The following is a 24,652-nucleotide window of genomic DNA, read 5'->3' on the forward strand; positions in this document are numbered from 1 at the left end:
CCGGGGGCTACTTGCCGCGCTTGGCCTTGTGGCCCGTCACCTGGGCGATCCACGTGATGAAGTCGCCCGGGTCGGTGTTGGCACCGTGGCCCTCGTCCCAGTAGTAGATGTGGTTCACGTCGTCGCCCAGGTTGTCGAGGTTGGCGGCGACCGTCAGCGCGGTGTCCGTGACGGTCTTCGTCAGCTTCGTGTAGGCGTCCGGGTCGAAGACCAGGGTGTCCGAGGAAGGCGATGACGATGACGATTTCGAGCTGCTCGCGTTCGCGCTGAGCGCGATGCCGCCGACCGCCGCGACACCGGCGGTCGCGCCGATGCCCATGACTACCGTCCTGCGCTTGACTGCCCTGTGCTTCACCGTGCTGCCTCTCGTCTTCCCGACCGCGTCTTCCCGACCGCTCTTTGACCTTGCGCTTGCGAACGTAATCGGTGTTGAACAAAATCGTCAACAATCTGCGGGATTCATGGCGGACCCACAGCGGCACGGTCCGCGCACAGGATTTTCATGGCTGCCCCTCGGCTTTCTTCAGCTTCTGACGTACCGTCAGATTCATGGATGCGATCTGGCTCAGCGGAGCGGACTGGCTCGCGGTCCTCCGTATAGGACTCGGGCTCTGGTGGCTGGAGAGCTGGCGGCACAAGGACAAGAAGGCCTGGTTCGAGCGCGGCACCGGCATCGCCTGGGCGGCCGACGTCGCCGCCAAACACCGCTGGACCGCGGTCCGTTCGGGCTTCGACGTGATGGTCGCGCCGCGCCCGCGCACGATGGCGTACGTCGTCGTCTACGCCGAGTTGGCGGTCGGCCTGGGCCTGGTCGCGGGGTTCCTCACCCCGGCAGCCCTCGTCGGGGGCCTGCTCCTCAACGTCCTCTACTTCACGCTCATGATCCACGACTGGGCGGAGCAGGGGCAGAACGCGATGATGGCGCTCATCTCGCTGGTGGCGCTGTTCGCGATGTCCTGGCAGGTGTGGTCGGTGGACGCGGCACTGGGGTGGTTCTGATGGGTACGAAGGGTGCCTCCCCGCGCTACGACCTCCCCGAGCCCGACGCGTTCACCCGCCCCTACTGGGAGGCCGCGGCACAGGGCAGCCTGCTCCTCCGCCGCTGCGCGGACTGCGGCCGGGCCCACCACTACCCCCGCGAGTTCTGCCCCCACTGCTGGAGCGAGCACGTCAGCTGGGAGCCCGCGAGCGGCCAGGCCACGCTCTACACCTGGTCCGTCGTCCACCGCAACGACCTGCCGCCCTTCGGGGAGCGGGTGCCGTACGTGGCGGCGGTGGTCGATCTCGCGGAGGGCCCGCGCATGATGACGGAGATCGTGCGGGCCGGGCCCGCCGAGCTGCGCGCGGGGATGGCGGTCGAGGTGGCGTTCCGGGACGGGGTGCCGGTGTTCGGGCCGGTGTTCGGGCCGAGGGAAAATGACGTACCCGGTGCGCGTGGCGCTTGATTCAATAGCGCGATGGCCCACATACGCGAGCGGTCGCTCCAGCACCCCTTCCCCGAGCTGAACGGTCACGGACTTCGGCTGCGCCCCTGGGACGCGGACGCCGACAGCGATGTGACGGACTGGCTGCGGGGGGTGTCGGACCCCGAGTTCCAGCGCTGGAACACTCCACTGCGGCCGGTCGCGGACGTCACCAGCGCCCGCGAGTCGCTCCGCTCCCGCGCCGAGAGTGCGGCGGACGGCGTCAGCGCGTCGTTCCGTGTCACGGACGCGGTCAGCGGTACGACGCTGGGGCACATCGGCGTCAACGACATCGACCACGTCATCCGCGTCGCCCGTGTCGGCTACTGGATCCTCCCCGAGGCCCGCGGCCGCGGCGTCGCCACCCGCGCCCTCGTCCTCGGCGCCCACTGGGCCCTGACCGACCTGGGCCTGCACCGCCTCGAACTGGGCCACGCCCTGGGCCACGACGCGTCCTGCCGTATCGCCGAACGCTGCGGCTTCCCGGCCGAGGGGACGCTGCGCGGGGCGATGTTCGAGGCGGGCCGCCAGGACGCGTTCCGTGACGTACACCTGCACGGACGCGTCGCGACGGACCCGGAGGTGCAGCTGTGACGGCCGCCGACTGGCACATCACCGGGGACCTGGACCAATTCCTCACCCACGCAGGGGAGTTCCTGCGTTCCCGCCCGGCCCTGCACACGATCCACCTGACGGTGACGACGGCGCTGAGCAGCCGAGGGCTGGGCGTGTACGGCGAGGGCGACCCGCTGTTCGGCGCACTGGAACGAGACGGCGAAGTACGGGCCGCCTTCTTCCGCACCCCTCCCGGCCGCCTGATGCTGACACCCCTCACGGCCGAGGAGGCCACGGAGCTGGCGGCCCAATTGGCTTTGCGCGGCGACGAGTTGCCGGGAGTCATGGCCGAACGGGCCACGGCATCGACGTTCGCGGAGGCCTGGGCAGGACGAACGGGCTCCATCCCCGAACTCCATGGACGCCAACGCCTGTACCGCCTGGGCGAGTTGACGACCCTGGAACCCTCTCCGCCGGGCCGCCCGAGAGCCGCGACCGCAAAGGATCGTGAACAACTCATGCGCTGGTACGTCGAGTTCCACGAGGCGATCGGCGAGAGCGCCACCTCGCAGGACCCCGGCGAGTGGGCCGACTCCCGGATCGCGTACGGCGGGATCACGCTCTGGGAAACCCCGGACGGTACGCCGGTGTCCATGGCCGGGATCACGCCGAAGGTGGCCGGCCAGGTCCGGGTGGCCCCCGTCTACACCCCGGCGGACCTCAGGGGCCGGGGCTACGCGGGCGCGGTGACGGCGGAGGTCAGCAGCATGGCGAGGGCGGTGGGCGCGGAGGAAGTACTCCTGTTCACGGACCTGGCCAACCCCACGAGCAACGCCCTCTACCAGCGCATCGGCTACCGCCCGGTGGAGGACTTCGCGGGCTACGACTTCCGGTCCGACCCGGCGCCGAGGTGATACTCGGCCCATGGGAACGGCACCGGGAACGGATCTCCACGAACTACTGAAGTCACTACGGGTATGGGCCCCGGAGCTGACCAAGCTCCCACCCTTGGACCCGACCGCAACACCAGACACCCCCCTCCCCCTCTTCACCACCTGGTTCGCGGAGGCGGTGGCGGCGGGGGAGACGGAGCCGCACGTGATGTCACTGGCGACGCGGGACGGCGACCCGGCGACAGAGGGCGGCGGCCTCCCCGACGTACGGATGGTGATGCTGCACGGCGCGGACGAGGAGGGCTGGTCCTTCGCAACCCACTCCACGAGCCGCAAAGGCCACCAGCTGAAAGGCTTCCCCTACGCCGCCCTCGCCTTCTACTGGCCCCGCCTCGGCCGCCAGGTCCGCCTACGAGGCCCCGTCACCCCGGCGACCCCGACCGAATCCCAGGCGGACCTGCACGCCCACTCGACGGGAGCGTTGGCGGCAGCGCTGACAGGTCACCAGAGCGAAGTCCTGCCGTCCTTGGGCGAGTTGAAGCAGGCGTCGGAAGAAGCGTGGGAACTGGCCCAACGGGAACCGCAGACCCCCGCTCCGTCCTGGACCCTGTACCGCGTGTTCCCGGACGAGGTCGAGTTCTTCCAGGGCGATGCGCTACGACGACACGTGCGCCTGAGTTATGTCCGGGGGGAGCGGGGCTGGTCGAGGGAGTTGCTCTGGCCCTGAGCTGTGTACTGAACGTTGGGCCACTCGCCCGGAGGAACGGGGGCGGCCAGGCATGAACACCCTTGCCTGTACTGCGTTGTGGGCCGGGGTGTGGGGTGCGCGTTCGCGTCTCGCCTGCACGCCGGGTGGGCTCAGCGGCTGGGGGCCGGTGGGGACTTGAGCCATAGGCAACGGCCGCAGAGGTTGAACCACCTGACGGTGCAGGTCATGCCGACGAAACGGCACATGCACGCGGGTCTGCAAGGGCCCATGCAACTCATGAGCACCGAAGAGGGCCGTAATCTCGTCTTCGTCGAGTCGCAAGCGAAAGGAAAGCGGGGCAACTGTGAACACGACCGGACTGGCCTGGTTCAAGTCGAGCTGCAGCACGAAGGAGGGTGGCGACTGCCTCGAAATAGCCCCCACCCTCGGAGTAACCCCCACCACCTGGACCGATTTCCTCCGCGCCGTCCGTTGAAGCGCGCAGCCGGCGTCGGAGCGACCGCCACCCTCCTGCTCGCGGCCCTCACCTCCTGCGGCACCACCGACAAGGCGCCCTCGATCACCGCGCCCGAGGTCTTCTACCTGCGCCCTGTCGGCGACAAGTCCGGCCCGCACGACAAGGGCCCGTTCCACTTCTCCGCCGACGACGGCAAGGCGCACGTCGGTGTCAGGGGATCCGCCGATCACACCCTCACCGTGGACGTGCTGCCCGGTGCGAAGAGCGCGGTCGTGCTGCGCAAGGGCGGCAACTGCACGGGCAGCCCCACACATATGACGTGTGAGGTGCGCTCCGACTACGACAGCCGGTCGGACGGCGGTGTCTCTCTGGTCGCGGCCAAGGGCAGCAAGCCGGGGGACACCGGTGTGGTCCGGTACACGTACGCGGACCGGAGCGGCAAGAAGGTCACCGCGCGGACGAAGGCCGTCGTAGGCGAGCCGGTGGTCGAGGTGCTGACAACGAAGTCACTCGGCGGAGTTCGTCCGGGGGCCGAGCTGAGTCGGCCGATCGTCGTCCGGAACACCGGCGAGGTGCCGGTCAGGGGACTGGGGCTCAAAATCGGCGTCGAACAGCTGGAGTTCGAGGAGCAGTACGCCAACTGCCGTTATCCGAGCTTCTACAAGGGCCACATCGCGGTCTGCGAGTTCCCGGATCTCCGCATCGCGCCCGGACAGACCGTGACCATCCAGCCCGCACTCCGGCTCCGCGCGCCCAAGACGAAGCTGTACGCCTCCTTCAACAGCGAGGCCCGGGCGCTGGACATGGGACCGGGAAACGGGGGTGCCATGGCCGGTGGGGACCACGGCGACGGTCCGGCCCTCCGTCCTGAAGCCACCGCCGCCAAGAAGGGCACCTACGCCCAGGGCGGCGGCTGGACGAACGTCGTGCTCGACACCCACGCCGACTACTCCGTCTCCGACGTGAACCTGTACGGCAAACCCGGCACCAAGCGGACCTTCAAGCTCACCGTCCGCAACAACGGCCCCGCCGACGCCGGTTACGCCGTGAAGCTGGTGTTCAGCCCGCCGCTCGGCATGACCATGGTGAAGCAGCCCATGAGCGAGTACGACGACGGCGTCTACGAGCCCACCTGCGAGAACGGCGCCTTCGTTTACACCTGTGACATCGACGCCCTGAAGCCCGGCAAGACCCAGACCTTCACGTTCACGATGCGCCTCGGCGAGCCGGGCGAAGGCACCCTGACCCTCCAGAACCGCGGCCCGACCGAGGAGGGGAGCGACCGCGACCGCGACCCGTACCCGGCCAACGACAAGGCGGTCATCACGGTCCACCCCGACCGTTGAACTGCTCGACCGAACGCCACGTACCACTCGCTGAGGGTGGCGTAGGAGGAAGGGCCGAGCGATTTCAGTTTCAGTGGATGTGAGAGCGAGCGGCGCAACCGTGCGCCGGCAGGTGTTGGGGCTGGACGGGCTCCGCGGCCTGGCGGCGCTGTACGTGGTGCTGTTCCACTGCTGGCTCTACACCTTCCCGGGCTATCCCGACAGTTCGGCGCCTCGGTGGCTGGACGTGCTGATGTTCGGCCGGATCGCGGTCGTCTTCTTCCTGGTCCTGTCCGGTTTCTCGCTCGCGCTCTCCCCGGCCCGGCACGGCTGGCGGCCGGGCGGTGTCGCAGAGTTCCTGCGCCGACGAGCCTGGCGTATCCTCCCGCCGTACTGGGCGGCCTTGGCCATCAGCCTCGTCGTCTCCCTGTACGTGGTGCCGGCTTCGCACTACGGCCCACCTGACGGTTCGTCACTTCTCGTCTACGGCCTGGTCCTTCAGGATGTGTTCTTCGCCCCGACCCCGAACGGAGCGTTCTGGTCGATCGGGGTGGAGGCCGAGCTGTATCTCCTCTTCCCCCTGATCCTCCTCGTCCGGCGGCGGTTCGGCGCGGCGGCCGTCGTCGCGTGCGTGACGCTCCCGGTGATCGTCCGCGGGCTCATGGCCGCCGACGCGAACCCGGTCGAGGGCGACAACTGGCTCGCCCCGCATCTCGCCCCCGTCTTCGTCGCCGGTGTGATCGGCGCGGGGGTCGTGGTCGCGTCGCAGCGGGTTCAGCGGCTGCCCTGGGGATGGTTCGCCGCGGCGGCCGCCCTGCCCGTGCTCGCACTCGGCCTCATCAAGGGGTCCGTGTGGACGGTGCACCACTACTTCTGGGTGGATCTCGCCATCGCTCCCTCAATGGCCCTGCTGCTGGCCTCGGTTGCCACCGGCCGACCCGCCCTGCTCGTACGGCTGCTGAACGCGCGGCCCATGCGGAAGCTCGGCGATTTCTCCTACAGCCTCTACCTGATCCACCTTCCGGTCGTCCTGGTCGTCATCCGCCGCGTGGCCCCGCATTTCGTGTCGCCGGGTATGCCCACGTTCTGCTTCACGCTCCTCCTGGGCCTGCCCATCTCGGTGCTCGGCGCCTGGCTGTTCTCCCAGCTCTTCGAACTGCCCTTCAAGCGGAACCGGTCCTGGAAGTCCCTGATGGTTCAATCCCGCCCCAGCACCACCGTCCCCGAAGAGCAGAACCAGCCGCCCGTCCCGGAGGCGACTCCGAGTCGCGGCAAGTCGCCGTCCGCGCCCGTCACTTGACGAGCCCCGGCCTCCCCCCGCAACTGCCGCACCGCCTCCACCAGCAGGAACAGCCCCCGCATCCCGGGGTGTTGGGCCGACAGCCCGCCCCCGTCCGTGTTCACCGGCAACTCCCCGCCGGTCACCCGCAACCGCCCCTTCTCCACAAAGGCACCCCCCTCACCCTTCGCACAGAAACCCAGATCCTCCAGCGTCACCAACGTCATGTACGTGAACGCGTCGTAGATCTCCGCGAAGTCGATCTCCTCGGGCCCAACTCCCGCCCGCTCGAAGGCCAGCCGCCCGCTCACCGCCGCCGGTGACACCGTGAAGTCGGGCCACTCGGACATCGCCGCGTGCGAGACGTGCTCCCCGGTCCCGAGCACCCACACCGGCGCCGTACGGCAGTCCCGTACGTACTCCTCGGCGGCCAGCAGGATCGCCGCGCCGCCGTCGGACCGTATGCAGCAGTGCAGTTTGGTGAACGGGTCGGCGATCATCGGGCCGGAGAGCACGTCGTCCACGGTGATCGGGTCGCGGAACATCGCCTCGGGGTTCAGGGCCGCGTTCGCCCGGGCCTGTACCGCCACCTCCGCCAACTGCTCGATCGTCGTGCCGAATTCGAGCATGTGGCGGCGCGCGGCCATCGCGTACTTCGCGATCAGCGTGTGGCCGTAGGGGACTTCGAACTGGAGCGGGCCCCGCGCGCCGAAGGAGAGGTTCCCGGTGCGGCGGCCCGCCTTGATGTCGGCTCGGGCCGTCGAGCCGTAGACGAGCAGGACGGCGTTCGCGTGGCCCGCCGCTATCGCGTCCGTCGCGTGGGCCGCCATGACCTCCCAGGTCGAGCCGCCCACCGCCGTCGAGTCGACCCAAGTGGGGCGCAGGCCAAGGTATTCGGCCACCTCGACCGGTGGCAGTGTGCCCAGGCCCGCCGACGCGAAGCCGTCCACCACCTCCCGGCCCAGGCCCGCGTCCGCCAGTGCGCGGCGGGCCGCCTGGGCGTGCAGGGCGTAGGGGGTCGTGTCGTCCACGCGTCCGCAGTCGGACAGGGCGACGCCCACCACGGCGACCTTGCGGCTCCCCGGTGTCATGAGGCGCCTCCTCCCTCTGTGCATATCGTGCCCGGACTCCTAATATGACGGACCGTCAGATCTGGAGGGAAGTGCCATGGACGCCAGCTTCACCGCCGAGCAGGACGAGATCCGCCGTACCCTCCGCGAACTGCTCCAAAAGCGGTGCGGTTCCCCGGAGTTGCGCGCCGCCGTCGACACCCCCGCCGGACACGACCCGGCCCTCTGGACCGCCCTCGCCCAGCAACTCGGCCTGCCCGGACTCGCCCTCCCCGAGGCCTACGGCGGCGTCGGCTGCTCGGCGACCGAACTCGCCCTCGCGGCAGAGGAGACGGGCCGTTTCCTGGCCCCCTCTCCTCTTCTCGCCACCGCCGTGCTCGCCGCGCCTCTCGTCCTCGCCCTCGGCACCGAGACCCAACGCGCCCGGCTGCTTCCCCGTATCGCCGCCGGTTCCCTGACCGCCGCCCTCGCCGCACCCGGCACCGCCCTCACCACCGCCCTCACCCTCACCGGCCCCAACGGCGGGGAATGGGCGGGGGGCGGGCGCGCGGGCGGGGTGCAGGCCAGGCAAGTCGGAGACTCTGGTTGGCGGTTGTACGGGCAGGTCGCGCAGGTGCTCGACGGGCACAGTGCGGAGTTGCTGCTCGTCGCCGCCCACACCGGGGGCTTCGCCCGGTCGAGGACTCTGCTGTTCCTGGTGGCGGGGGACGCGGATGGGCTCGTACGTGTACGGCAGACCTCCCTCGACGCGACCCGGCCGCAAGCTCGGCTCGAACTGCGGGATGTAGAAGGGGAGTTGCTCGGCACGGACGACAGTCCGCATGTCCTACGGGAACTGTCCGCCACCGGCGACACCGTCGCCGCCGTACTCGCCGCCGAAGCCGTCGGGGCCGCCGACCGGGCCTTGGAGCGGACCGTTCAATACGTCAAGCAGCGGGAGCAGTTCGGGCGGGCCATCGGGTCGTTCCAGGCGGTGAAGCACCGGTTGGCCGATGTGTATGTGCAGGTGCAGGCGGCCAAGTCGGCGGCCTACTACGCCGCTTGGGCGATCGGTAGCGGGGAGCGGCTCGGTGGGCTCGCCCTCGCGCAGGCGCTGGAGGCTCTGAGGACCGCCGCCGGTGAAGGTATCCAGCTGCACGGCGGGATCGGGTTCACCTGGGAGCACGACGCCCATCTCTACTTCAAGCGCGCCGCCGGGGACGAGTTGCTGTTCGGGCCGGTGCATCGGCTGCGGGCGTACGCCGCCGAGGGTGCGCACCTCTTCGAGAGTCGCGAGGTGACGGTGTGATCGGTGTGCGTGCGGTGCAGAAGGTGTCGTCGACCCGGGCGTTCGCGCGTATCGCCCCGCATGTCATCCCCGCCATGGACCGGGCCGTGCACCGGCTCACGCGCGGGAAGGTGCTGCTCAGCGCCCAGATGCTGCCGGGGGTGATCCTGACCTCGACCGGGGCGCGGAGCGGGCAGCTACGTCACAGTCCGCTCGCCTGTATGCCGGTGGAGGGCGGGTGGATTCTCGTCGGGTCCAACTTCGGGCGTACCGGTAACCCCGCCTGGACGCACAACCTCCTCGTCCATCCCGATGCCGAGATCAGCTGGAAGGGTGAGCAAATCCCGGTCACCGCACGGCTGTTGGCGGGCGAGGAGCGGGCCGAGGTGTGGAAGGCGGCGCTGGCGTTCTGGCCGCCGTACGCCACGTATCAGGCGCGGGTGGACCGAGAGATCCGGCTGTTCCGGGTCGTGCGGCGCTGAACTCGTCGTGGATGCAGGGCAGGCGGTGATCCACCGGAGTGAACCACCGCCCACGAGACAGGACTTGGGACCTGAGAAGTCAGAGCCTGAGGAAGAACCGCTCCTACTTCGTCGGCTTCTTGCCGGTCACGCCCAGGTGGACCAACAGCGCCAGGTTCGGCTTGAGTTCAGCCTGCTTGACGCCCCACGTCTGGAAACCCTTCTGGTGCGAGGCGACGGCCGCGAGCATCGCGACCAGTGAACCGGCGACCGCCGCCGGGTTCACGTCCTTGTCGACCCTGCCCTTGGCCTGCAACTCGGCGACCGCGTCCGAGAGGGAGTTGTTCACGGAGTTCAGGATTTTCATCCGGAGCTTGTAGAACCGTTTGTCCCCCTCGGCGGCACCGAGATCGACGACCCTGAGGATCGCGTCGTTCCTGCGCCAGAACTCCAGGAAACCGTCCACGAGTTCCTGGGAGGTCTGCCAACCCGCCTTGCCGACCCATGACCGGCCGGCCAGCAGATCGGTCAACTGACCGCCCTCCGTGGCCATTTGCTCGGCAATTTCCAGGACGGCGCCTTCGACGTCCGGGAAGTACTGGTAGAAGGTCGCGGGTGAAGTCCCCGCCTTCCGGGCGACATCGATGACTTTGACGTCCCGGTAAGGGGAAGAGCTGAGCATCTCGCTTAGGCAGTCGAGCAGCTTCTGCCGGGTCGCCTGCCCACGCCGGCCGGCCACGCGGCCGTCGACGGTACGCACTTGTCCTGTCATGCCGTCAGCTTACCGAGGGGTGATCGGAGCGCGATTCGGCCGACTGCAAATGGGGTGCACGGGGGTCCGGAGGGTGGTGTGCCTGGTCTGCGGGGTGCGTGCGACGCCGTTACTTTGACGGTATGGCCGAAAACAGGGCATCCGCTGAGGAAAACACCTACGGAGAGGGCGTCCCCTGCTGGGTGGACGCGCAGCTTCCGGACCTGGCGGCGGGCAGGCGCTTCTACGGTGAGCTCTTCGGGTGGACCTTCGAGGAGGCGTATGGCGGCTCCGTATGGGCCCGCAAGGACGGTGAGGCCGTCGCGGGGCTCGCCCACAAGGCGGACGGGCGGATGCCGACCGTGTGGACGGTGTACTTCGCGACGCCGGACGTGGTGCGGCTGAGCGGGCGCATCCGGGAGGCCGGTGGGCAGGTGGTGATGGCGCCGGTGGCCTTGGGGGAGCTGGGTACCGCCGTCCTCGCCGCCGACCCGGAGGGGGCCGTCTTCGGGCTGTGGCAGGCCGCTCGGCATTCCGGTTTCGGCACCCGGCACAAGCCCGGCACCTTCGGCTGGGCCGAGCTGTACGCCCGCGACACGGAGACCGCGAACACTTTCTACGGCGGACTTTTCACAGACGCCTTGTTCGGACCGGATGCTGCCCCTGATTTCGGGCGGGCGCCCGTCTCCGACGTCTTCCCGGTCGAGATGCCGCCGCATTTCCTCGTGCACTTCCGGGTCGAGGACATCGAGCCTGTTCTGGGGGCCGTACAGCGGCTCGGCGGGCGGGTGCAGGTTCCGCTCTTCGAGACGTCGTACGGGAAAGTGGCGGTCGTCACGGACAATCAAGGGGCGTCGTTCGCGCTGCTGCAACGCTGACACCTGGACGTTTGTCCGGAGATATGGCGAGACACCCCGATTAGTCGCCGGGTTCGCAACCTGTGGCCCGGCCAGGAAGAATCAGGGTGCGTGCCGCCATGGCGGTGCGGTGGTGAGACGCTGCACGGGGTCGCGTACTTATGTGGGTGGCGTGGCCCGTACGGGGAGGTGGCAGGCAAGTGGTGGATCAGCTGACGCAGCACGATCCGCGGCGGATCGGGCCGTTCGAGGTGCTGGGACGGCTGGGCGCGGGCGGCATGGGGCTGGTCTATCTCGCGCGCTCGGCGTCCGGCCGGCGGGTGGCGATCAAGACCGTGCGGACGGAACTCGCCGAGGACCAGCTCTTCCGGGTCCGTTTCACGCGCGAGGTCGAGGCGGCACGGGCCGTTTCGGGCTTCTATACGGCCGCCGTGGTCGACGCCGACCCGCGGGCCGCCGTGCCGTGGCTGGCCACCGCGTATGTGCCGGCGCCCTCCCTCGAAGAGATAGTGAACGAGTGCGGGCCGATGCCGGCCCAGGCGGTGCGCTGGCTCGCGGCGGGGGTCGCGGAGGCGCTGCAGTCCATCCACGGGGCGGGTCTTGTTCACCGTGACCTCAAACCGTCGAATGTGCTCGTGGTCGAGGACGGGCCTCGGGTCATCGACTTCGGTATCGCCTCGGGTGTATCGAACACGCGTTTGACGATGACGAACGTGGCGGTGGGTACCCCCGCCTACATGTCTCCTGAACAGGCGAAGGACTCCCGCAGCGTCACCGGCGCGAGTGACGTCTTCTCGCTCGGTTCGATGCTCGTGTTCGCCGCCACCGGACACCCCCCGTTCCATGGCGCCAACCCGGTCGAGACCGTCTTCATGCTGCTGCGCGAGGGCCCCGACCTCCAGGGCCTCCCGAACGAACTGCGCCCGCTCATCGAGTCCTGCATGCAGATGGAGGCCACCGGCCGGCCCAACCCGGCCGACCTCCAGGCCCAGCTCGCCCCGCACCTCTTCGGCTCCGGCTCCGACGACAGCGGTACGGCCTCGGCCTGGCTGCCCGAGCGCGCGGTGACCCTGATCGAGACCCGGCGCGGTGGCCGCCCGCCGGTGAAACCGACGCCCACGGCCGGCCGTAGCGGTGGTGGCGGGCGCGTCGCCGTACCGCCGCCGCCCTCCCACGACCCCGTCGTGCCGGTCCCGGTCGGCGCCCCCGACACCGGGCCCGTACGGCTGGCCGGCGCGCCGGTGCCCATCGGCCCCGGTCCCCGTGTCGCCGACGCCCGCGCCGCCGCCGTGAAGGCACCCCCTCCGGAGGCCGGCCTGGTCGCCTCCTGGTCCCGGCCCCGGCCCGGCGTCAACGGCACGGAACCCGCCGTAGGCCCCGCCGTGCCCGCGCCGCCCCCGCTGCCCCCGGAAACCGCCGCCGGCTGGCGCCCCTGGCGGTTCCGGATGTCGAACGACGTCTGGGGCACCCCGACCGTCGCCGGTGACCTCGTCTACGTCACCTCCTTCGAGGTGCACGCGCTCGACGTGCAGACCGGCCGCCGTAGCTTCAAGACCCGGGACGTCGCCTGGTCGATGGCGGTCGCGGACGGCCGTATCCACGCCTCGGACGGGCCCACCCTCTTCGCCCTGGACGCCCGTGAGGGCGGTGACCTGTGGCGGTTGTCCACCGAGGCCTGGGTGTACTCCCTCAAGGCCGAGCGCGGCACCGTCGTCACCGGCACGCGCGGCGGCGGAGTGCAGGCCTGGGAGGCGTCCAGCGGGCAGCAGCTGTGGCAGCTGACCGGCGCGCAGACCGACTTCGAGTCCCCGGAGGCGGGCCCGGCGCTGCACGACGGCACCGTGTACGTCTGGCAGGACGCCCGCCTCCGCGCCCTGGACGCCCGGACGGGCGACGAGCGCTGGGCGTACCCGATCGGCGACGCGGCCTCCTGCGGGGGCGTACCCGTACGGATCACGCCCGCGCCCGACGGTCAGGTCTACGTCGCCGCAGGCACCCGCGTCCTCTCCGTCGAGGTGGCGAGCGGCCGGGTCCGCTGGCACTTCGAGGCCCCGGCCGTCTTCCTCTGCCCGCCCACCTTCGCCCCCGGCCCCGCGGTCACGGGCGGTGGCATCTACCTCGCCGACTACCTCGGCACGGTCTACGCCCTCGACGCCGCCGACGGCCGCGACCGCTGGCGCATCGCCACGGAATCGCGGGCGTCGATCGAACCGGTCCTCGTCGCCGCCGGTCACGTCCACGTCGGCAGCGGCAAGGGTCTCTACACGCTCGACGCGGTCACCGGCACGCCCAAGTGGCGCTTCCAGGCGGGCGGCGACATCGTGGGCGCCCCCGCGGTCGCCGAGGGCCGGATCCACTTCGGCTCCACCGACCACCTCCTCTACACCCTCAAGTCCGATGACGGCCGCCTCCGTTGGAAGCTCGCGACCGGCGGCGAGATCACCGGGGCGCCGGTCGTCAGGGACGGCGTCGTGTACGCGTGCAGCAAGGACCGCTGCGTGTACGCCCTCGACGCGGAGAAGGGGACGGGCACCGCAAGGACCGCGTGAGCGGCGCCCGTTGAGGTCGCTACCATGAGCGGATGCAAACGCGGGGGCGCACGCTCAAACTCACGGCAGTACTGGCACTGACGGTTCTCACCCTCACCGGCTTCTCCACCGGACGGCATCACAGCAGCAGTCGTCATCGGAGCAGCGGGGGTGGGGGCGGGTGCAGTAGCTCCAGTCAGGATCACGACACGTCGACGTCATCGGGCGGTTCGACGGGCGGTTCGTCCGGGGGCAGTTCGTACACCCACCGGCCCAACTACCGTTCCACACCCACTTCTACGGCTACTTCCGGCAGCGGCAGCAGCAGCCTGCAGGACGGTACGGCGAGGCTGGTGAGCTGCGCGACGGCGACGAAGCAGTACGCGACCGTCGAGGTCAGCAACCCGAACAGCCGCAAGGCCACCTTCTCCGTCGACGTCACCTTCAAGGACGCTCAGGACAACGAGGTCGACTTCAACTACGCGGACGTCAAGGTCCCGGCGAACGGCAAGGCGACCGTCCGGGTGCGCGTGCTCGGCACCTCCACCCCGGTCGACCACTGCGAGGTCGACCCCAGGGCCACCGCCGGAACCTGACCCTCACCGGGTCCGGAAGCCGCCGTTCTTCCGGTCGGCGAACAACTCCGCCTGCCGTTCGGTCGGCAGATTGCCAAGGGCGATGAGTGGTGGCGCCTGCGCATAGGCTTGCGCACGTGCCGCCTCCTTCGCCGCCCACAACGCCCGAACGGTGCCCTGGACACCCTCCGTCGGATACCCGGCGATGACGGTCGCGCAGGACACGGCCGCCTCCAACGCCCCGCCGGGCTCAGTGAGTTCGGAGACCAGCCCGAGCTCGTACGCCCGCCGTGCGGAGATCCGTTCCGCCGTCCCCATCAGCATCATCCGGGCGACCTCGCCGTACGGCATCCGATGTGCCATGAGCACCGACTCGTACGCGCTGACCATCCCGTACGTGGTGTGCGGGTCGAAGAACACGGCGGTCGGGTCGGCGATCACGAACTCGCTCTCGCCCAGCAGGTAGAAGGCCCCGCCGCACGCCATCCCGCGCACGGCGGAGATCACCGGCTTCCACAGGTCGTTCGCCTTCGGGCCGATGTTGAGCAGCGGATCGTCCTGCATGTAGGGCGAGTTGGGCTGCGGGACCACCGCGTCCCGGTCGAGCCCGGTGCAGAAGGCGCGCTCCCCGGCGCCGGTGAGGACGACGGCCCGTATGGAGTCGTCGAACCGCAACTCCCGCCATACGGCGGCCAGTTCAGCGGCAGTTGCGAGGCCGATGGCGTTGAGCTTGCGCGGCCGGTCGAGGGTGACGACGGCGACGGCGGTGTCCTTGTCGACGGAGACGGTCAGAGTGGTGGGAGTGTTGGGAGTGGTGGGAGTCATGACCGCGCCAGGATCCACTGCGGAAGCCCGCCCTCGTCGAACACGACCTGCACCCGCGCCCCGATCCGAATCCGGCCCGGGGCAACGGAGTTGAGCGCGGCCCCGGCCTCACTGACGAGGTTCCCGACCAGCCGGATCCGCGGGGCGTCGACCAGTTCGACCACGATCACGTTGTACGGCGCGACGGCCGCGTAGTCGGGGAGCAGGGGCGGATGCGGGAAGACGTACGACCAGACCCGCCCGTGCCCGCTCACTTGCCGCCAGTCGCTCGCGAAGGACTGGCAGTGGGGGCAGCAGGGGCGGGGCGGGAAGCGGGGTTCTTCGCAGTCGGCGCAGGTCTGGACGCGGAGTTCGCCCTCGCGGGCGTACTGCCAGAAGGGGGCGCCGTCGGTGTCGGTGAGCGGAGTGAGCATGGCGGTCGACTGCTTCCTATTTGTTGAGCATTTCTGCTCGGATCGGGTAATTCGCTCTCCGCACCGGGGTGCTGGAGTCCTGGACCGGCAGTCTGGTCCGGTGGCGATCGGTCCGTTCCTGGATGAGCTGTTTGACCCGCGTGTGCGGGGTGTGCAGGGAGATGTCAGGGTCTCCGTCTCGTTCCAGGACGTTGATCGCTCCCGCGTGGTCTGCTTGCCACACGTCCCCGCATCGGGTGCAGTGAAGCCGGTCCCCTGAGCGCTTGCCGAGGATTCGGCAGCAGGGGGCGACTTGTGACGTGTAAGCCGCATTGACCAGCGTCAGCGCAGAACCTCTGCGTTCTGACACGTTCGTCAGCGCCTCAGCCGTGACGCCTTTGGTCCAGGCGGCGAGGCGGCGGTTGGTGTTCTTTCCGAGCTTCTTCCGTGAGGGGAAGGAGCGGGTGAGGTCTTCGGCCACCACGTGTGCGGCCTTGTCGACAACCGCGTGCACGGCGGTGAAGGTGACCGTTCGCACGCGGGATTCGAAACGGTTGCGGCGCCGGTTGCGTTTGGCTATGCCGAGGTTGTTGGCCGTGATCCGGTCGGCCTTCGCCAGGTCGCCTTTCTCGCGGGCCTTCTCCGCAACAGAACGGATCTTGGCCCGCCGGGCGTTCTTGACCTTCAGGAAGTCCGACTCGGCCCGCAGGAGTTCGCCCAGCTCGGTGCCGTGGTGGTTGCCGTCGGAGTCGGTGAGGGCTTCGGTGTAGCCCTTGTCCACGCCGACCTTCACGGTGCCGCACGGGCGTGTCTCGCGCAGGTCGGGTGCGTCGATGGTGTAGTGCACCTCGACACGTCCGCCACGCAGGATCAGTCGCAGAGTCCCTGTGGGCGCGACGGTGGTATTCAGCGGGATGGTGACCATCTGCCGCTGTTTCAGGCCCGGTGCCGCGAGCCAGATGCTCCCGCCCTCAGCGAGGGTGAAGGTGCGGTACTGGTCGGAGCGGACCACGATCTGATTCGTTGTTCGAGATACGCCGCGGCGCCAGTGCCGACGCATCATGCGGGACAGGTACGGGTCTGGCGTCCAGGTGTCGCGTTTCAGGGCGGTGTACGCCTGCTTGCGTTCCTCCTCCGTCGTGTAGTGGCGGTGGATCGCCTGACGTACCGGGACCTTCGCGGCCTCGCGGCAGGCCTTGATGTCGGCGACCGCGTCCCGCACGGTCTCCTTCCACGCGTTGGCCAGTACCCCGAACCCGGCGGCGGTGCCGTCAGCCATCCACTGGTCACGGATGGTCCGGTCGGAGATTCCGAGACCGGTGACGGAGCCGTAGCGGCGCCACACCAGTGCCCGGACCCGGCCGAGGAGAAGCGCCTGCTCGTCGAGCTGGGCGTACTTACTCTGGTTGAGGCGCTGGCTGTAGGCGATGCGGGTGACCTTCACCGGCCGCCGCCGGCGAGCTCGTCCTTGAGGGGCTTCTCGTACTGGCGCAGGCCGTGCAGGCGGCAGGAGAAGGTGTGCACGATCGTCAGCAGATCTTCCACGAGTTCCTGTTGTGGGGACAAGGACTCGGCGTTGGCGATGACGATCTCGCAGCCATGCCGCTGTGCAACGTGCTCGATCAGGTCGAACCCGAACCGGGCCAGCCGGTCCTTGTGGGCGATGACCACCCTCTCGATCTCGCCGTTCTCGATGCGGTCCATCAGGGCGAGGAACTTCTTTCGGCGCAGGTCCATGCCGCCGCCGATCTCCCGCACCCACTCGTCGACCGGGATACCCGCGCCCAGACAGAACGTTTCCATCGCGGTGACCTGCGAGGCGAGGTCGTCTTTCTGTCCAGGTGAGGACACCCGGCAGTACACGACGGTGGCACGTCGGGCCTGAGCGGCAAGACCCAGGGCGGCCCGTACGTCGGACTCGTCGAAGTACCGCTGGCCACTCTGGGTGCGCTTGGCCGTGATACGGCCTTCGTCGTCCCAGCGCCGAACGGTTGACGCGGAGCGTCCGATGCGCTGCGCAAACTCGCTGATGCGATACTTCTTCCCCATGTGCTGAACAGTAGTGAATAGTGGGTAAGAACTTAAACAAGAGCCACACCTCCTCATCTCACGTCGTGAGCAGCAGGGCGGAGGTGGGGACGCCCTCGCCCGCCGTCACCAGGCAGGTGGCGGCGTCCGGGACCTGGGCGGTGCTGGTGCCGCGCAACTGCCGTACGCCCTCGTTGATCAGGTTGAAGCCGTGCACGTACGCCTCGGAGAGGCCGCCGCCGCTGGTGTTGAGGGGGAGTTGGCCGCCGATCTCCAGCGCGCCCCCCTCCGTGAAGGCGCCACCTTCGCCGCGTCCGCAGAAGCCGTAGCCCTCCAGGGAGAGCGGGACGAGGGCGGTGAACGCGTCGTAGATCTGGGCGACATCGACGTCCTGCGGGGTGAAGTCGGCGTGTTTCCACAGGTGTCGGGCGGCGGTCCAGGCGGGGCCGGTGAGCGGGTCGTCGTTCCAGTAGTTGACCATGCCGTGGTGCTGGGCGGGGAGGCCCTGGGCGGCGGAGTGGATGTAGACGGGGCGGCGCCGGCAGTCGCGGGCGCGCTCGCGGGAGACGACCACGCAGGCCAACGCCCCGTCCGTCTCAAGGCAGTTGTCGAAGAGGCAGAGGGGTTCGCTGATCCAGCGGGAGGTCATGTACATCTCGCGGGTGAGGGGGCGGTCGTACATGATCGCGGCGGGGTTCTGATTGGCGCGGTTGCGGCAGGCGAGGGCGACGTTGAACAAGTGGTCCCGGGTCGCGCCGTACTCGTACATGTAGCGGCGGGTGAGCATGGCTATTTCATCCGCCGGTCGGAGGAGGCCGAAGGGGCGGGTCCACTGGGCGGGGGTGGGGAGTTGGCGGGTCGTGTTGGTCCACGGTCTCGCCCCGCTGCCGCGCTTACGGGACCGCCAGGCCACGCCGACCGTCGCCTGCCCGGCGGCGATGGCGGTGGCGAGGTGGGCGACGGTCGCGCATGAACCGCCGCCCCCGTAACCGATTTTGCTGAAGAAGGTCAGGTCACCGAAGCCGACCGCCTTCGCCAGCTCGACCTCGTCCGTCTCCTCCATCGTGTAGGAGGCGAGGGCGTCCACCTCGCCGGGCGAGATTCCGGCGTCGTCGAGGGCGGCGAGCACGGCACGACACGCCAAGGTCCGCTCGTCCTCGGGGAGTTGCTTGGCGAAGAAGGTCTGCCCGATGCCGACGATCGCGGTCGCGTCCTTCAGCCCGGCCATGCGATGTCCGACCGTGCGCTGTCCCGCCGTGCGCTGTCCCGCCCTGCTCTGTGCGGCCATGTTCTGTGCACCTCCGCGTGACACCGGGGCTGCTGACAGGGCGTCAGGCTACAGCTAATCTGACGGGTAGTCAGCTACTGGGTTTTGGGAGGCCGTTCATGCGCGGAGACGTGGAGTGGGGCACCATCCCGGGCCTGGTGCGATCCGCCGCCGAGCGGTACGCGGACGCCGAGGCGGTGGTGGAGGGGCGGACGCGGTTCTCGTACGCGGAGTTGGGCGCGCGGGTGGAGCGCGCGGCGGCGGCCTGTGTCGCGAGCGGGGTGGAGGTCGGCGACCGGGTGGGCATCTGGGCGCCGAACTCGACGGACTGGATCGTTTCGGCGCTGGGGGCGGTGTCGGCGGGTGCGGTGCTGGTGCCGTTGAACACGCGCTTCAAGGGGAGCGAGGCCGCGTATGTGCTGCGGAGCAGCGGGGCGCGGTTGTTGTTCGTGACCGGGACGTTCCTGGGGACTTCGTATGTGGCGTCGCTGCGGCGGGCGGCGGGGGAGGGGGTCGGGGACGGTCCGCTGCCGGGGCTTCCGGCGCTGGAGCAGGTGGTGGTGCTCGCGGACGACGCGCCCGCCGACTTCCGTACCTGGAAGGACTTCCTGGCGAGCGGGGAGGGGGTGGGCGCGGCTGAAGTGCGGGCACGGGAAGGGGAGTTGGACGGGTCGTCGGTCTCGGACATCATCTTCACGTCGGGTACGACGGGTCGCCCGAAGGGTGCGGTGATCACGCACGCGCAGACGCTGCGGGCGTACGAGGTGTGGAGTGACCTGGCGGGGTTGCGGCAGGGCGACCGCTATCTGATCGTGAATCCCTTCTTCCACACCTTCGGCTACAAGGCCGGGGTGATCGCCTGTCTGATGCGGGGCGCGACGATGATCCCGCAGTCGGTGTTCAACGTCGACACGGTGCTCGCGAACATCGCGGCGGAACGGGTCTCGGTCCTCCCGGGCCCGCCCACTCTCCACCAGTCCCTCCTCGACCACCCGGCCCGCGACGCGCACGACCTGTCCGCTCTGCGGCTGGTGGTGACCGGGGCGGCGGTGGTGCCGTTGCGGCTGGTGGAGCGGTTGCGGGGCGAGCTGGGGGTGGGGACGGTTCTTACGGCGTACGGCCTCTCGGAGGCGAGTGGCATCGCGACCATGTGCCGGCGGGGGGACGATCCGGCGGTCATCGCGTCGACGTCGGGGCGGGCGATTCCGGGGACGGAGGTACGGGTGGCGGCCCCGTTCGGCTCCCCGGGCGAGGTGCTGGTGCGTGGCTTCAACGTCATGCGGGGCTACTACGAGGACGCGGCGGCCACGGCGGAGGTGCTGGGCGAGGACGGCTGGCTGCGTACCGGTGACGTCGGTGTCCTGGACGACGAGGGCAATCTCCGGATCACCGACCGGATCAAGGACATGTTCATCGTCGGCGGCTTCAACGCGTACCCGGCGGAGATAGAGCAGCTGTTGGGCGTGCATCCCGATGTGGCCGACGTGGCGGTGATCGGCGTACCGGACGCGCGGCTCGGCGAGGTCGGCAAGGCGTACGTCGTGCGCCGCCCGGACGTGACGCTGACCGGCGACGACCTGATCGCCTGGGCGCGGCGGGAGATGGCGAACTACAAGGTGCCGCGGATGGTGGAGTTCGTGGGAGAGCTGCCTCGGAACGCGAGCGGGAAGGTGGTGAAGGGGGAATTGCGGGGTTCGTGAGCGGCCCTGTTGTCCCGGTTGTCCTGCGGTATGGTGACTGGTATGGCAACGAAGAAGTACACCGTCACGCTTCCGGAAGAGCTTGCCGAGCAGATTCGGCGGGAGGTGGGGGCGGGGGGGTTCAGCGCGTACGTCACCAAGGCGATAGAGCGTCAGCACGAGCAGGACTTGCTGGGCGAGCTGGTGAACCGGCTGGAGGAGGAGCACGGGGCCGTCACTGACGAGGAGCTGGCCGCTGCCGAGGCCGAGCGGAAGGAACTCGACCGTCATTTCACCGGTCACCATGGAGTCGACGATGTCGACTACCCGAAGGCGAGCTGATGGGGGCGAGTACCTATGTGCTGGACAGTGAGGGCTTATCGCGGGCGGTACGCGGCGAACGAATGATGTTGGCCCGGCTCAAGGACGCCCATCTGACCGGCATCCGCGTGGTGACCAGCTCGATGACCCTCATCGAGGCGTACCACGGACAGGTGAATCTCGCGGCGTGGAGCTGGGCGATGTCCCGGGTAGTGGCCGAACCCGTGACACGGGATGTGGCCGAGGCCGCGATCGCTCTCCTGAAGTGCACCCGCCTGCACGGCCACAAATACGCCATCGACGCCGCCCTCGCCGTGATCGCGGAACGGCAGCCCGGGAACGTCGCGCTGTACACGTCCGACGCCGACGACCTGCGGAAACTGTGCGCACCGCGAGTGGCCGTCAGGTCGCTGTAGGACCCTGGACAACACATCGGCCGCGACAGCTCCCCCCAGAGCTGTCGCGGCCGATCCCCCGTGCGGAGGCAGGTCTGTCAGGCCTCTTCGTCCGTGACGTGGACGTTGTCCGTCGTGACCTTGCCGGAGTCCTTGGCCGTGACCGTCAGCGGTTCGTCGGTGACGTGGACGTTGTCCGTGGTGACGACGACCGGCTCGTCGGTGACGTGGACGTTGTCGGTGGTGTTCTCGTCGCTCATCTTGCGCTCCCCTGTGTTGTGCGGTGACTGGACAAGATCCGCCCGGCAACTCCCCCGAGGACTGCCGGGCGGATCTTGCGGGCCGGTTCACCCTAAGGGCCCGGCTCTGTGTCGTTCCGCCTGCCCCCCGACGCGACGGCCCGACACGTTCGAGACTGCCGGGCCGCGATAAACGAACGATGAACGACACAGCGCCGGAGCCCGTGCCGGGGTGTCGTCAGGCCGCCGCCGACGGTGTCAGCAGGCCCCTGACCTCCTGCGCCTCCGGAGCGCCCAGCGTCTCGAAGATGTCCAGCGCCTCCCGCCAGCAGACCTGCGCCCGGTCCAGCTGGCCGATGCCGGTGAGGGCGCGGCCGAGCACCGTGAGGACGTTGCCCTGCCGCCAGTCGCCGCCGACACCGCGCAGCAGCGTCAGCGCCATCTCGGCGTTGGCCGCAGCCTGGGCGGGACGCCGTGCCGTGAGGTCGAGTTCGGCGAGCCGGAAGACGGTCATGCCCTCCCACAGGCGCTGCCGGCGGTCCCGGAACACGCGCAGGGCTTCCTGGAGGCACTCGGTCGCCTCGGCCAGCTTCCCGCTCCGGGTGAGCGCGAGGCCCAGCGCGTAGCGGCCGTTGGCGCCCCTGAGGTCGTGCTCCATGTCGTCGTACAACGCGGTGCCCTGCCGGGCCAGCGCGACCGCGCTCTCCGTGCGGCCGGTCGCCAGATGGGTGCGGGAGAGGTTGCACAGGGCGCTCGCCTCTCCCGTACGGTCCCCGACCACCCGGAAGCTCTCCAGGGCGCGGGTGAAGTGCTGCTCGGCGTCCGCGAGGCGGCTCTGGTACATCGCGACCGCGCCGCTGATGTTCGACGACCAGCAGCTGGTGAGCGCGTCGCCCTCCGCCTCGGCCAGCTCGATGGCCCGCTCGCCCTCTTGGACGGCCGCGTCGAACCGGCTGCCGGAGACGTGGTGCACGAAGGCCAGCGCCATGAACGTCCGTGCCTCGGACCGGGAGTCGCCCGCCTCCTGAGCCACTTCCCGCAGCCGTTCCACGACGGCCTCGTACTCCTTGGAGTTGGTGCCCGACTCCGCGAGGTCGCACGCCGCCCACAGGGTGTCCACGGCCCGCCGGAGTGTCTCCGGCCGTGCGGCCTGGCGGACGCAGGCCAGCAGGGACACCGCCTCGGCGTACAGCCAGTCCTGTGCGGTGTGCCGGTCCGAGAACACGAGGCCCGGATGTTCGGTGTGCTCCAGGTGGTCCACCAGTCGGTCCCCGGGCCGTTCGATGAGGTAGACGCCCGAGACGGTGGCCAGGTAGAAGTCCAGCAACCGGGAGAGCGCGGCCGCCGTCTCGCTCGGCGGCGACTCGTCCCGCTCCGCACACGCACGCGCGTAGAGCCGCACCAGGTCGTGGTACCGGTAGCGGCCCGGAGCCGCCGATTCGACAAGTGACGTGTCTACGAGGGATTCCAGCAGGTCCTCGGTCTCCTCCACCGGGAGGTTCAGCATCGCCGCGGCCGCCGCGAGGGAGATGTCCGGCCCGTCGGCGAGGCCCAGCAGGCGGAACGCCCGTGCCTGCGCCGGCTCCAACTGGCCGTAGCCCAGCTCGAAGGTGGCCTTCACGGCCAGGTCGCCGGCCTGCAGCTCGTCCAACCGCCGCCGTTCGTCGGCGAGTTTGGCGGCGAGCACCGAGACCGTCCACGTACGGCGGGCCGCCAGCCGGGATGCCGCGATGCGGATCGCCAGCGGGAGGAAGCCGCACGCCGCGACCACGTCGAGGGCGGACTCCCGTTCGGCGGCGACCCGTTCGGCGCCCACGATCCTCGTGAAGAGCTGGAGGGCCTCCTCGGGGGACATCACGTCGAGGTCGACGAGATGCGCTCCGGCCAGGTCCACCATCCGGACCCGGGAGGTGACCAGCGCCGCGCAGCCTTCCGTCCCCGGCAGCAGCGGCCTGACCTGGGCCGCGTCCCGCGCGTTGTCCAGCAGTACCAGCACCCGGCGGCCGTCCAGCACCGACCGGTACAGCGCGGAGCGTTCCTCCAGGGAGTCCGGTATCGCGGAGTCCGCGGTGCCCAACGCCCGCAGGAACGCGCCCAGTACGGTCTCCGGTTCGGCGGCGCGCGAGCCCGCGCCCTGGAGGTCGACGTACAACTGCCCGTCGGGGAAGGTGGATCGCGCCTGGTGGGCCACGTGCACCGCGAGGGTGGTCTTGCCGACGCCCCCGATGCCGGCGAGCGCCGACACCGCCATCACGCGGCCCTCGGCCGAGGCCAGGACCTCGCTCAGTTCCGATACGAAGGACACGCGGCCGGTGAAGTCCGGGACCGTCGCCGGGAGTTGGTGGGGGCGGAGCGGTGCCGGCACGGACTCCGCCGCCGGTGCGGAGGGTTCCGCGAGGCCCGGGTCGGCCTGGAGGATCCGGTTCTGGAGTTCGCGCAGACCCGGGCGCGGGTCCACGCCCAGCTCGTCGGCGAGCAGGCGCCGGGTGTCCGCGTACACCGCGAGGGCCTCCGCCTGGCGGCCGGAGCGGTACAGGGCGAGCATCAGCAGCTCGCGGAGGCGTTCGCGGAGCGGGTGGGCCGCGGTGAGGGCGGTCAACTCGCTGACCGCCTCCGCGTGGCAGCCCTGCTCCAGGTCCATGTCGAGGCGGGATTCGAGGAGTTGGAGCCGCCACTCCTCCAGGCGGACGCGCTGCGCCTCCGCGTACGGCCCGGGGAGTCCGGCCAGCGGCTCCCCGTCCCACAGCGCGAGCGCCCGGCCCAGCAGGTCCCGCGCACGGCACAGGTCACCCGTCGACTTCGCCTTCTCCGCCTCGTTCGCCAGGTCGTGCACCTCCGCCACGTCCAACGCGCCCTCGGGCAGCCCCCGTACGGCGTACCCGCCCGACTCGCTGACCAGGACCCCGGCGTCCAGCGCCTTGCGCAGCCGGGACGCGTACGTCCGCACCGCGGCCAGCGCCTGCGACGGAGGGTCGTCACCCCACAGGGCGTCGATCAGCTCACCGGCGGTCGCCGTCCGGCCCTCGCGCAGCAACAGCGCGGCCAGCAGGGCGCGTTGCTGGGGAGAGCCCGTGTTCAGCGAAACAGGGCCCCGCCAGGCACGTACCGGACCGAGCACGCTGAAGCGCAGCGCGGTCGACTCCTCCGAGCCGGACTCGGGGCGCCGCTGCTCCGGTACTCGCGGTCCACCGTCCATCGCCGTTCCCCCTAGGCAAGCCTGTTAACTACGACAGTTTGCCTTGTCCGCGCCCGATGCGTCAGCTCTCGGGGCCACCGGTCACAGGTGGCCACGCGGGATATCACAAGGCCCTCACAC

Annotated in this window: 26 protein-coding genes; 16 read left to right on the plus strand and 10 right to left on the minus strand. The window is 69.8% G+C overall.

Going from position 1 to position 24,652, the window contains the following annotated elements:
* Positions 1-7: 7 nt before the first annotated feature.
* Positions 8-319: a hypothetical protein gene (locus tag SPR02S_RS65960; protein ID WP_019057363.1), complete on the minus strand. Its 312-nt coding sequence runs from the start codon at positions 317-319 to the stop codon at positions 8-10.
* Between the two features lie 230 nt (positions 320-549).
* Between SPR02S_RS65960 and SPR02S_RS12810 the strand changes: the two genes are divergently transcribed.
* From SPR02S_RS12810 to SPR02S_RS55645, 8 genes are all read left to right on the plus strand, one after another.
* Positions 550-999: a hypothetical protein gene (locus tag SPR02S_RS12810; protein WP_019057364.1), complete on the plus strand. Its 450-nt coding sequence runs from the start codon at positions 550-552 to the stop codon at positions 997-999.
* Positions 999-1,445 (plus strand): Zn-ribbon domain-containing OB-fold protein, encoded by a 447-nt coding sequence (locus SPR02S_RS12815; RefSeq protein WP_019057365.1) that lies wholly within the window; start codon positions 999-1,001, stop codon positions 1,443-1,445. Before SPR02S_RS12810 ends, SPR02S_RS12815 begins: the two co-directional genes overlap by 1 nt.
* 12 nt (positions 1,446-1,457) lie before the next feature.
* Entirely contained in the window at positions 1,458-2,057 is a 600-nt protein-coding gene (locus tag SPR02S_RS12820; RefSeq protein ID WP_019057366.1) for a GNAT family N-acetyltransferase, read from the plus strand.
* Positions 2,054-2,932, plus strand: a complete 879-nt coding sequence (locus SPR02S_RS12825) for a GNAT family N-acetyltransferase (RefSeq protein ID WP_019057367.1) — start codon at positions 2,054-2,056, stop codon at positions 2,930-2,932. Before SPR02S_RS12820 ends, SPR02S_RS12825 begins: the two co-directional genes overlap by 4 nt.
* 10 nt (positions 2,933-2,942) lie before the next feature.
* Positions 2,943-3,638, plus strand: a complete 696-nt coding sequence (locus SPR02S_RS12830) for a pyridoxine/pyridoxamine 5'-phosphate oxidase (protein ID WP_026150477.1) — start codon at positions 2,943-2,945, stop codon at positions 3,636-3,638.
* 325 nt (positions 3,639-3,963) lie between these two features.
* Positions 3,964-4,095, plus strand: a complete 132-nt coding sequence (locus SPR02S_RS60090) for a DUF397 domain-containing protein (RefSeq protein WP_019057369.1) — start codon at positions 3,964-3,966, stop codon at positions 4,093-4,095.
* Positions 4,092-5,423, plus strand: coding sequence for a DUF11 domain-containing protein (locus tag SPR02S_RS12840; RefSeq protein ID WP_019057370.1), 1,332 nt, complete (start codon positions 4,092-4,094; stop codon positions 5,421-5,423). The genes SPR02S_RS60090 and SPR02S_RS12840 overlap by 4 nt, the downstream gene beginning before the upstream one ends.
* Before the next feature lie 100 nt (positions 5,424-5,523).
* Complete coding sequence (locus tag SPR02S_RS55645) at positions 5,524-6,702, plus strand: acyltransferase family protein (RefSeq protein ID WP_019057371.1); 1,179 nt, start codon at positions 5,524-5,526, stop codon at positions 6,700-6,702.
* Here SPR02S_RS55645 and SPR02S_RS60095 read toward each other — a convergent pair.
* The gene (locus SPR02S_RS60095; protein WP_078622874.1) at positions 6,600-7,772 is read right to left on the minus strand and encodes a thiolase C-terminal domain-containing protein; all 1,173 of its coding nucleotides are present in this window, start codon (positions 7,770-7,772) and stop codon (positions 6,600-6,602) included. The genes SPR02S_RS55645 and SPR02S_RS60095 overlap by 103 nt on opposite strands.
* Before the next feature lie 76 nt (positions 7,773-7,848).
* Here SPR02S_RS60095 and SPR02S_RS12855 point away from each other — a divergent pair, with 76 nt between their 5' ends.
* Positions 7,849-9,039 (plus strand): acyl-CoA dehydrogenase family protein, encoded by a 1,191-nt coding sequence (locus SPR02S_RS12855; RefSeq protein ID WP_019057373.1) that lies wholly within the window; start codon positions 7,849-7,851, stop codon positions 9,037-9,039.
* Positions 9,036-9,500: a nitroreductase/quinone reductase family protein gene (locus tag SPR02S_RS12860; protein WP_019057374.1), complete on the plus strand. Its 465-nt coding sequence runs from the start codon at positions 9,036-9,038 to the stop codon at positions 9,498-9,500. The genes SPR02S_RS12855 and SPR02S_RS12860 overlap by 4 nt, the downstream gene beginning before the upstream one ends.
* A 103-nt stretch (positions 9,501-9,603) precedes the next feature.
* On the opposite strand, the gene SPR02S_RS12865 is transcribed toward SPR02S_RS12860, so the two are convergent.
* Positions 9,604-10,239, minus strand: coding sequence for a TetR family transcriptional regulator (locus SPR02S_RS12865; protein ID WP_019057375.1), 636 nt, complete (start codon positions 10,237-10,239; stop codon positions 9,604-9,606).
* Positions 10,240-10,373: 134 nt separating this feature from the next.
* Here SPR02S_RS12865 and kbpA point away from each other — a divergent pair, with 134 nt between their 5' ends.
* From kbpA to SPR02S_RS12880, 3 genes are all read left to right on the plus strand, one after another.
* Entirely contained in the window at positions 10,374-11,108 is a 735-nt protein-coding gene (gene kbpA / locus SPR02S_RS12870) for an AfsK-binding protein KbpA (protein ID WP_078622875.1), read from the plus strand.
* Between the two features lie 179 nt (positions 11,109-11,287).
* The gene (locus tag SPR02S_RS12875) at positions 11,288-13,636 is read left to right on the plus strand and encodes a serine/threonine-protein kinase (RefSeq protein ID WP_019057377.1); all 2,349 of its coding nucleotides are present in this window, start codon (positions 11,288-11,290) and stop codon (positions 13,634-13,636) included.
* Positions 13,637-13,668: 32 nt separating this feature from the next.
* On the plus strand, positions 13,669-14,211 hold the full coding sequence (locus SPR02S_RS12880) for a hypothetical protein (protein WP_026150479.1): 543 nt from the start codon (positions 13,669-13,671) through the stop codon (positions 14,209-14,211).
* Between the two features lie 3 nt (positions 14,212-14,214).
* Here SPR02S_RS12880 and SPR02S_RS12885 read toward each other — a convergent pair whose 3' ends face one another.
* Genes SPR02S_RS12885 through SPR02S_RS12905 form a run of 5 tightly spaced genes read right to left on the minus strand, consistent with a single transcriptional unit; the run spans position 14,215 to position 18,663 of the window.
* A complete protein-coding gene (locus SPR02S_RS12885; RefSeq protein ID WP_019057379.1) occupies positions 14,215-15,015 on the minus strand; it encodes an enoyl-CoA hydratase/isomerase family protein in 801 nt (266 codons plus the stop codon).
* Positions 15,012-15,428, minus strand: a complete 417-nt coding sequence (locus SPR02S_RS12890; RefSeq protein WP_019057380.1) for a Zn-ribbon domain-containing OB-fold protein — start codon at positions 15,426-15,428, stop codon at positions 15,012-15,014. The genes SPR02S_RS12885 and SPR02S_RS12890 overlap by 4 nt, the downstream gene beginning before the upstream one ends.
* A gap of 16 nt (positions 15,429-15,444) precedes the next feature.
* Complete coding sequence (locus SPR02S_RS12895; protein ID WP_019057381.1) at positions 15,445-16,851, minus strand: zinc ribbon domain-containing protein; 1,407 nt, start codon at positions 16,849-16,851, stop codon at positions 15,445-15,447.
* Positions 16,848-17,456, minus strand: a complete 609-nt coding sequence (locus SPR02S_RS12900; protein WP_019057382.1) for an IS607 family transposase — start codon at positions 17,454-17,456, stop codon at positions 16,848-16,850. The genes SPR02S_RS12895 and SPR02S_RS12900 overlap by 4 nt, the downstream gene beginning before the upstream one ends.
* A 58-nt stretch (positions 17,457-17,514) precedes the next feature.
* Positions 17,515-18,663, minus strand: coding sequence for a lipid-transfer protein (locus tag SPR02S_RS12905; RefSeq protein WP_019057383.1), 1,149 nt, complete (start codon positions 18,661-18,663; stop codon positions 17,515-17,517).
* A gap of 158 nt (positions 18,664-18,821) precedes the next feature.
* Here SPR02S_RS12905 and SPR02S_RS12910 point away from each other — a divergent pair, with 158 nt between their 5' ends.
* Genes SPR02S_RS12910 through SPR02S_RS12920 form a run of 3 tightly spaced genes read left to right on the plus strand, consistent with a single transcriptional unit; the run spans position 18,822 to position 21,118 of the window.
* Complete coding sequence (locus SPR02S_RS12910; RefSeq protein WP_019057384.1) at positions 18,822-20,402, plus strand: FadD3 family acyl-CoA ligase; 1,581 nt, start codon at positions 18,822-18,824, stop codon at positions 20,400-20,402.
* A 42-nt stretch (positions 20,403-20,444) separates the two neighbouring features.
* Complete coding sequence (locus SPR02S_RS55650; RefSeq protein WP_019057385.1) at positions 20,445-20,723, plus strand: ribbon-helix-helix domain-containing protein; 279 nt, start codon at positions 20,445-20,447, stop codon at positions 20,721-20,723.
* A complete protein-coding gene (locus SPR02S_RS12920; RefSeq protein WP_026150480.1) occupies positions 20,723-21,118 on the plus strand; it encodes a hypothetical protein in 396 nt (131 codons plus the stop codon). The genes SPR02S_RS55650 and SPR02S_RS12920 overlap by 1 nt, the downstream gene beginning before the upstream one ends.
* Positions 21,119-21,195: 77 nt before the next feature.
* On the opposite strand, the gene SPR02S_RS63960 is transcribed toward SPR02S_RS12920, so the two are convergent.
* Together SPR02S_RS63960 and afsR are read right to left on the minus strand one after the other, a co-directional pair.
* Positions 21,196-21,357 (minus strand): hypothetical protein, encoded by a 162-nt coding sequence (locus SPR02S_RS63960; RefSeq protein WP_019057387.1) that lies wholly within the window; start codon positions 21,355-21,357, stop codon positions 21,196-21,198.
* A gap of 217 nt (positions 21,358-21,574) precedes the next feature.
* Positions 21,575-24,532, minus strand: a complete 2,958-nt coding sequence (gene afsR / locus SPR02S_RS12930) for an SARP-family global regulator AfsR (protein WP_019057388.1) — start codon at positions 24,530-24,532, stop codon at positions 21,575-21,577.
* Positions 24,533-24,652: the final 120 nt, after the last annotated feature.

The organism is Streptomyces prunicolor NBRC 13075 (assembly GCF_000367365.1).
GTDB lineage: Bacteria > Actinomycetota > Actinomycetes > Streptomycetales > Streptomycetaceae > Streptomyces > Streptomyces prunicolor.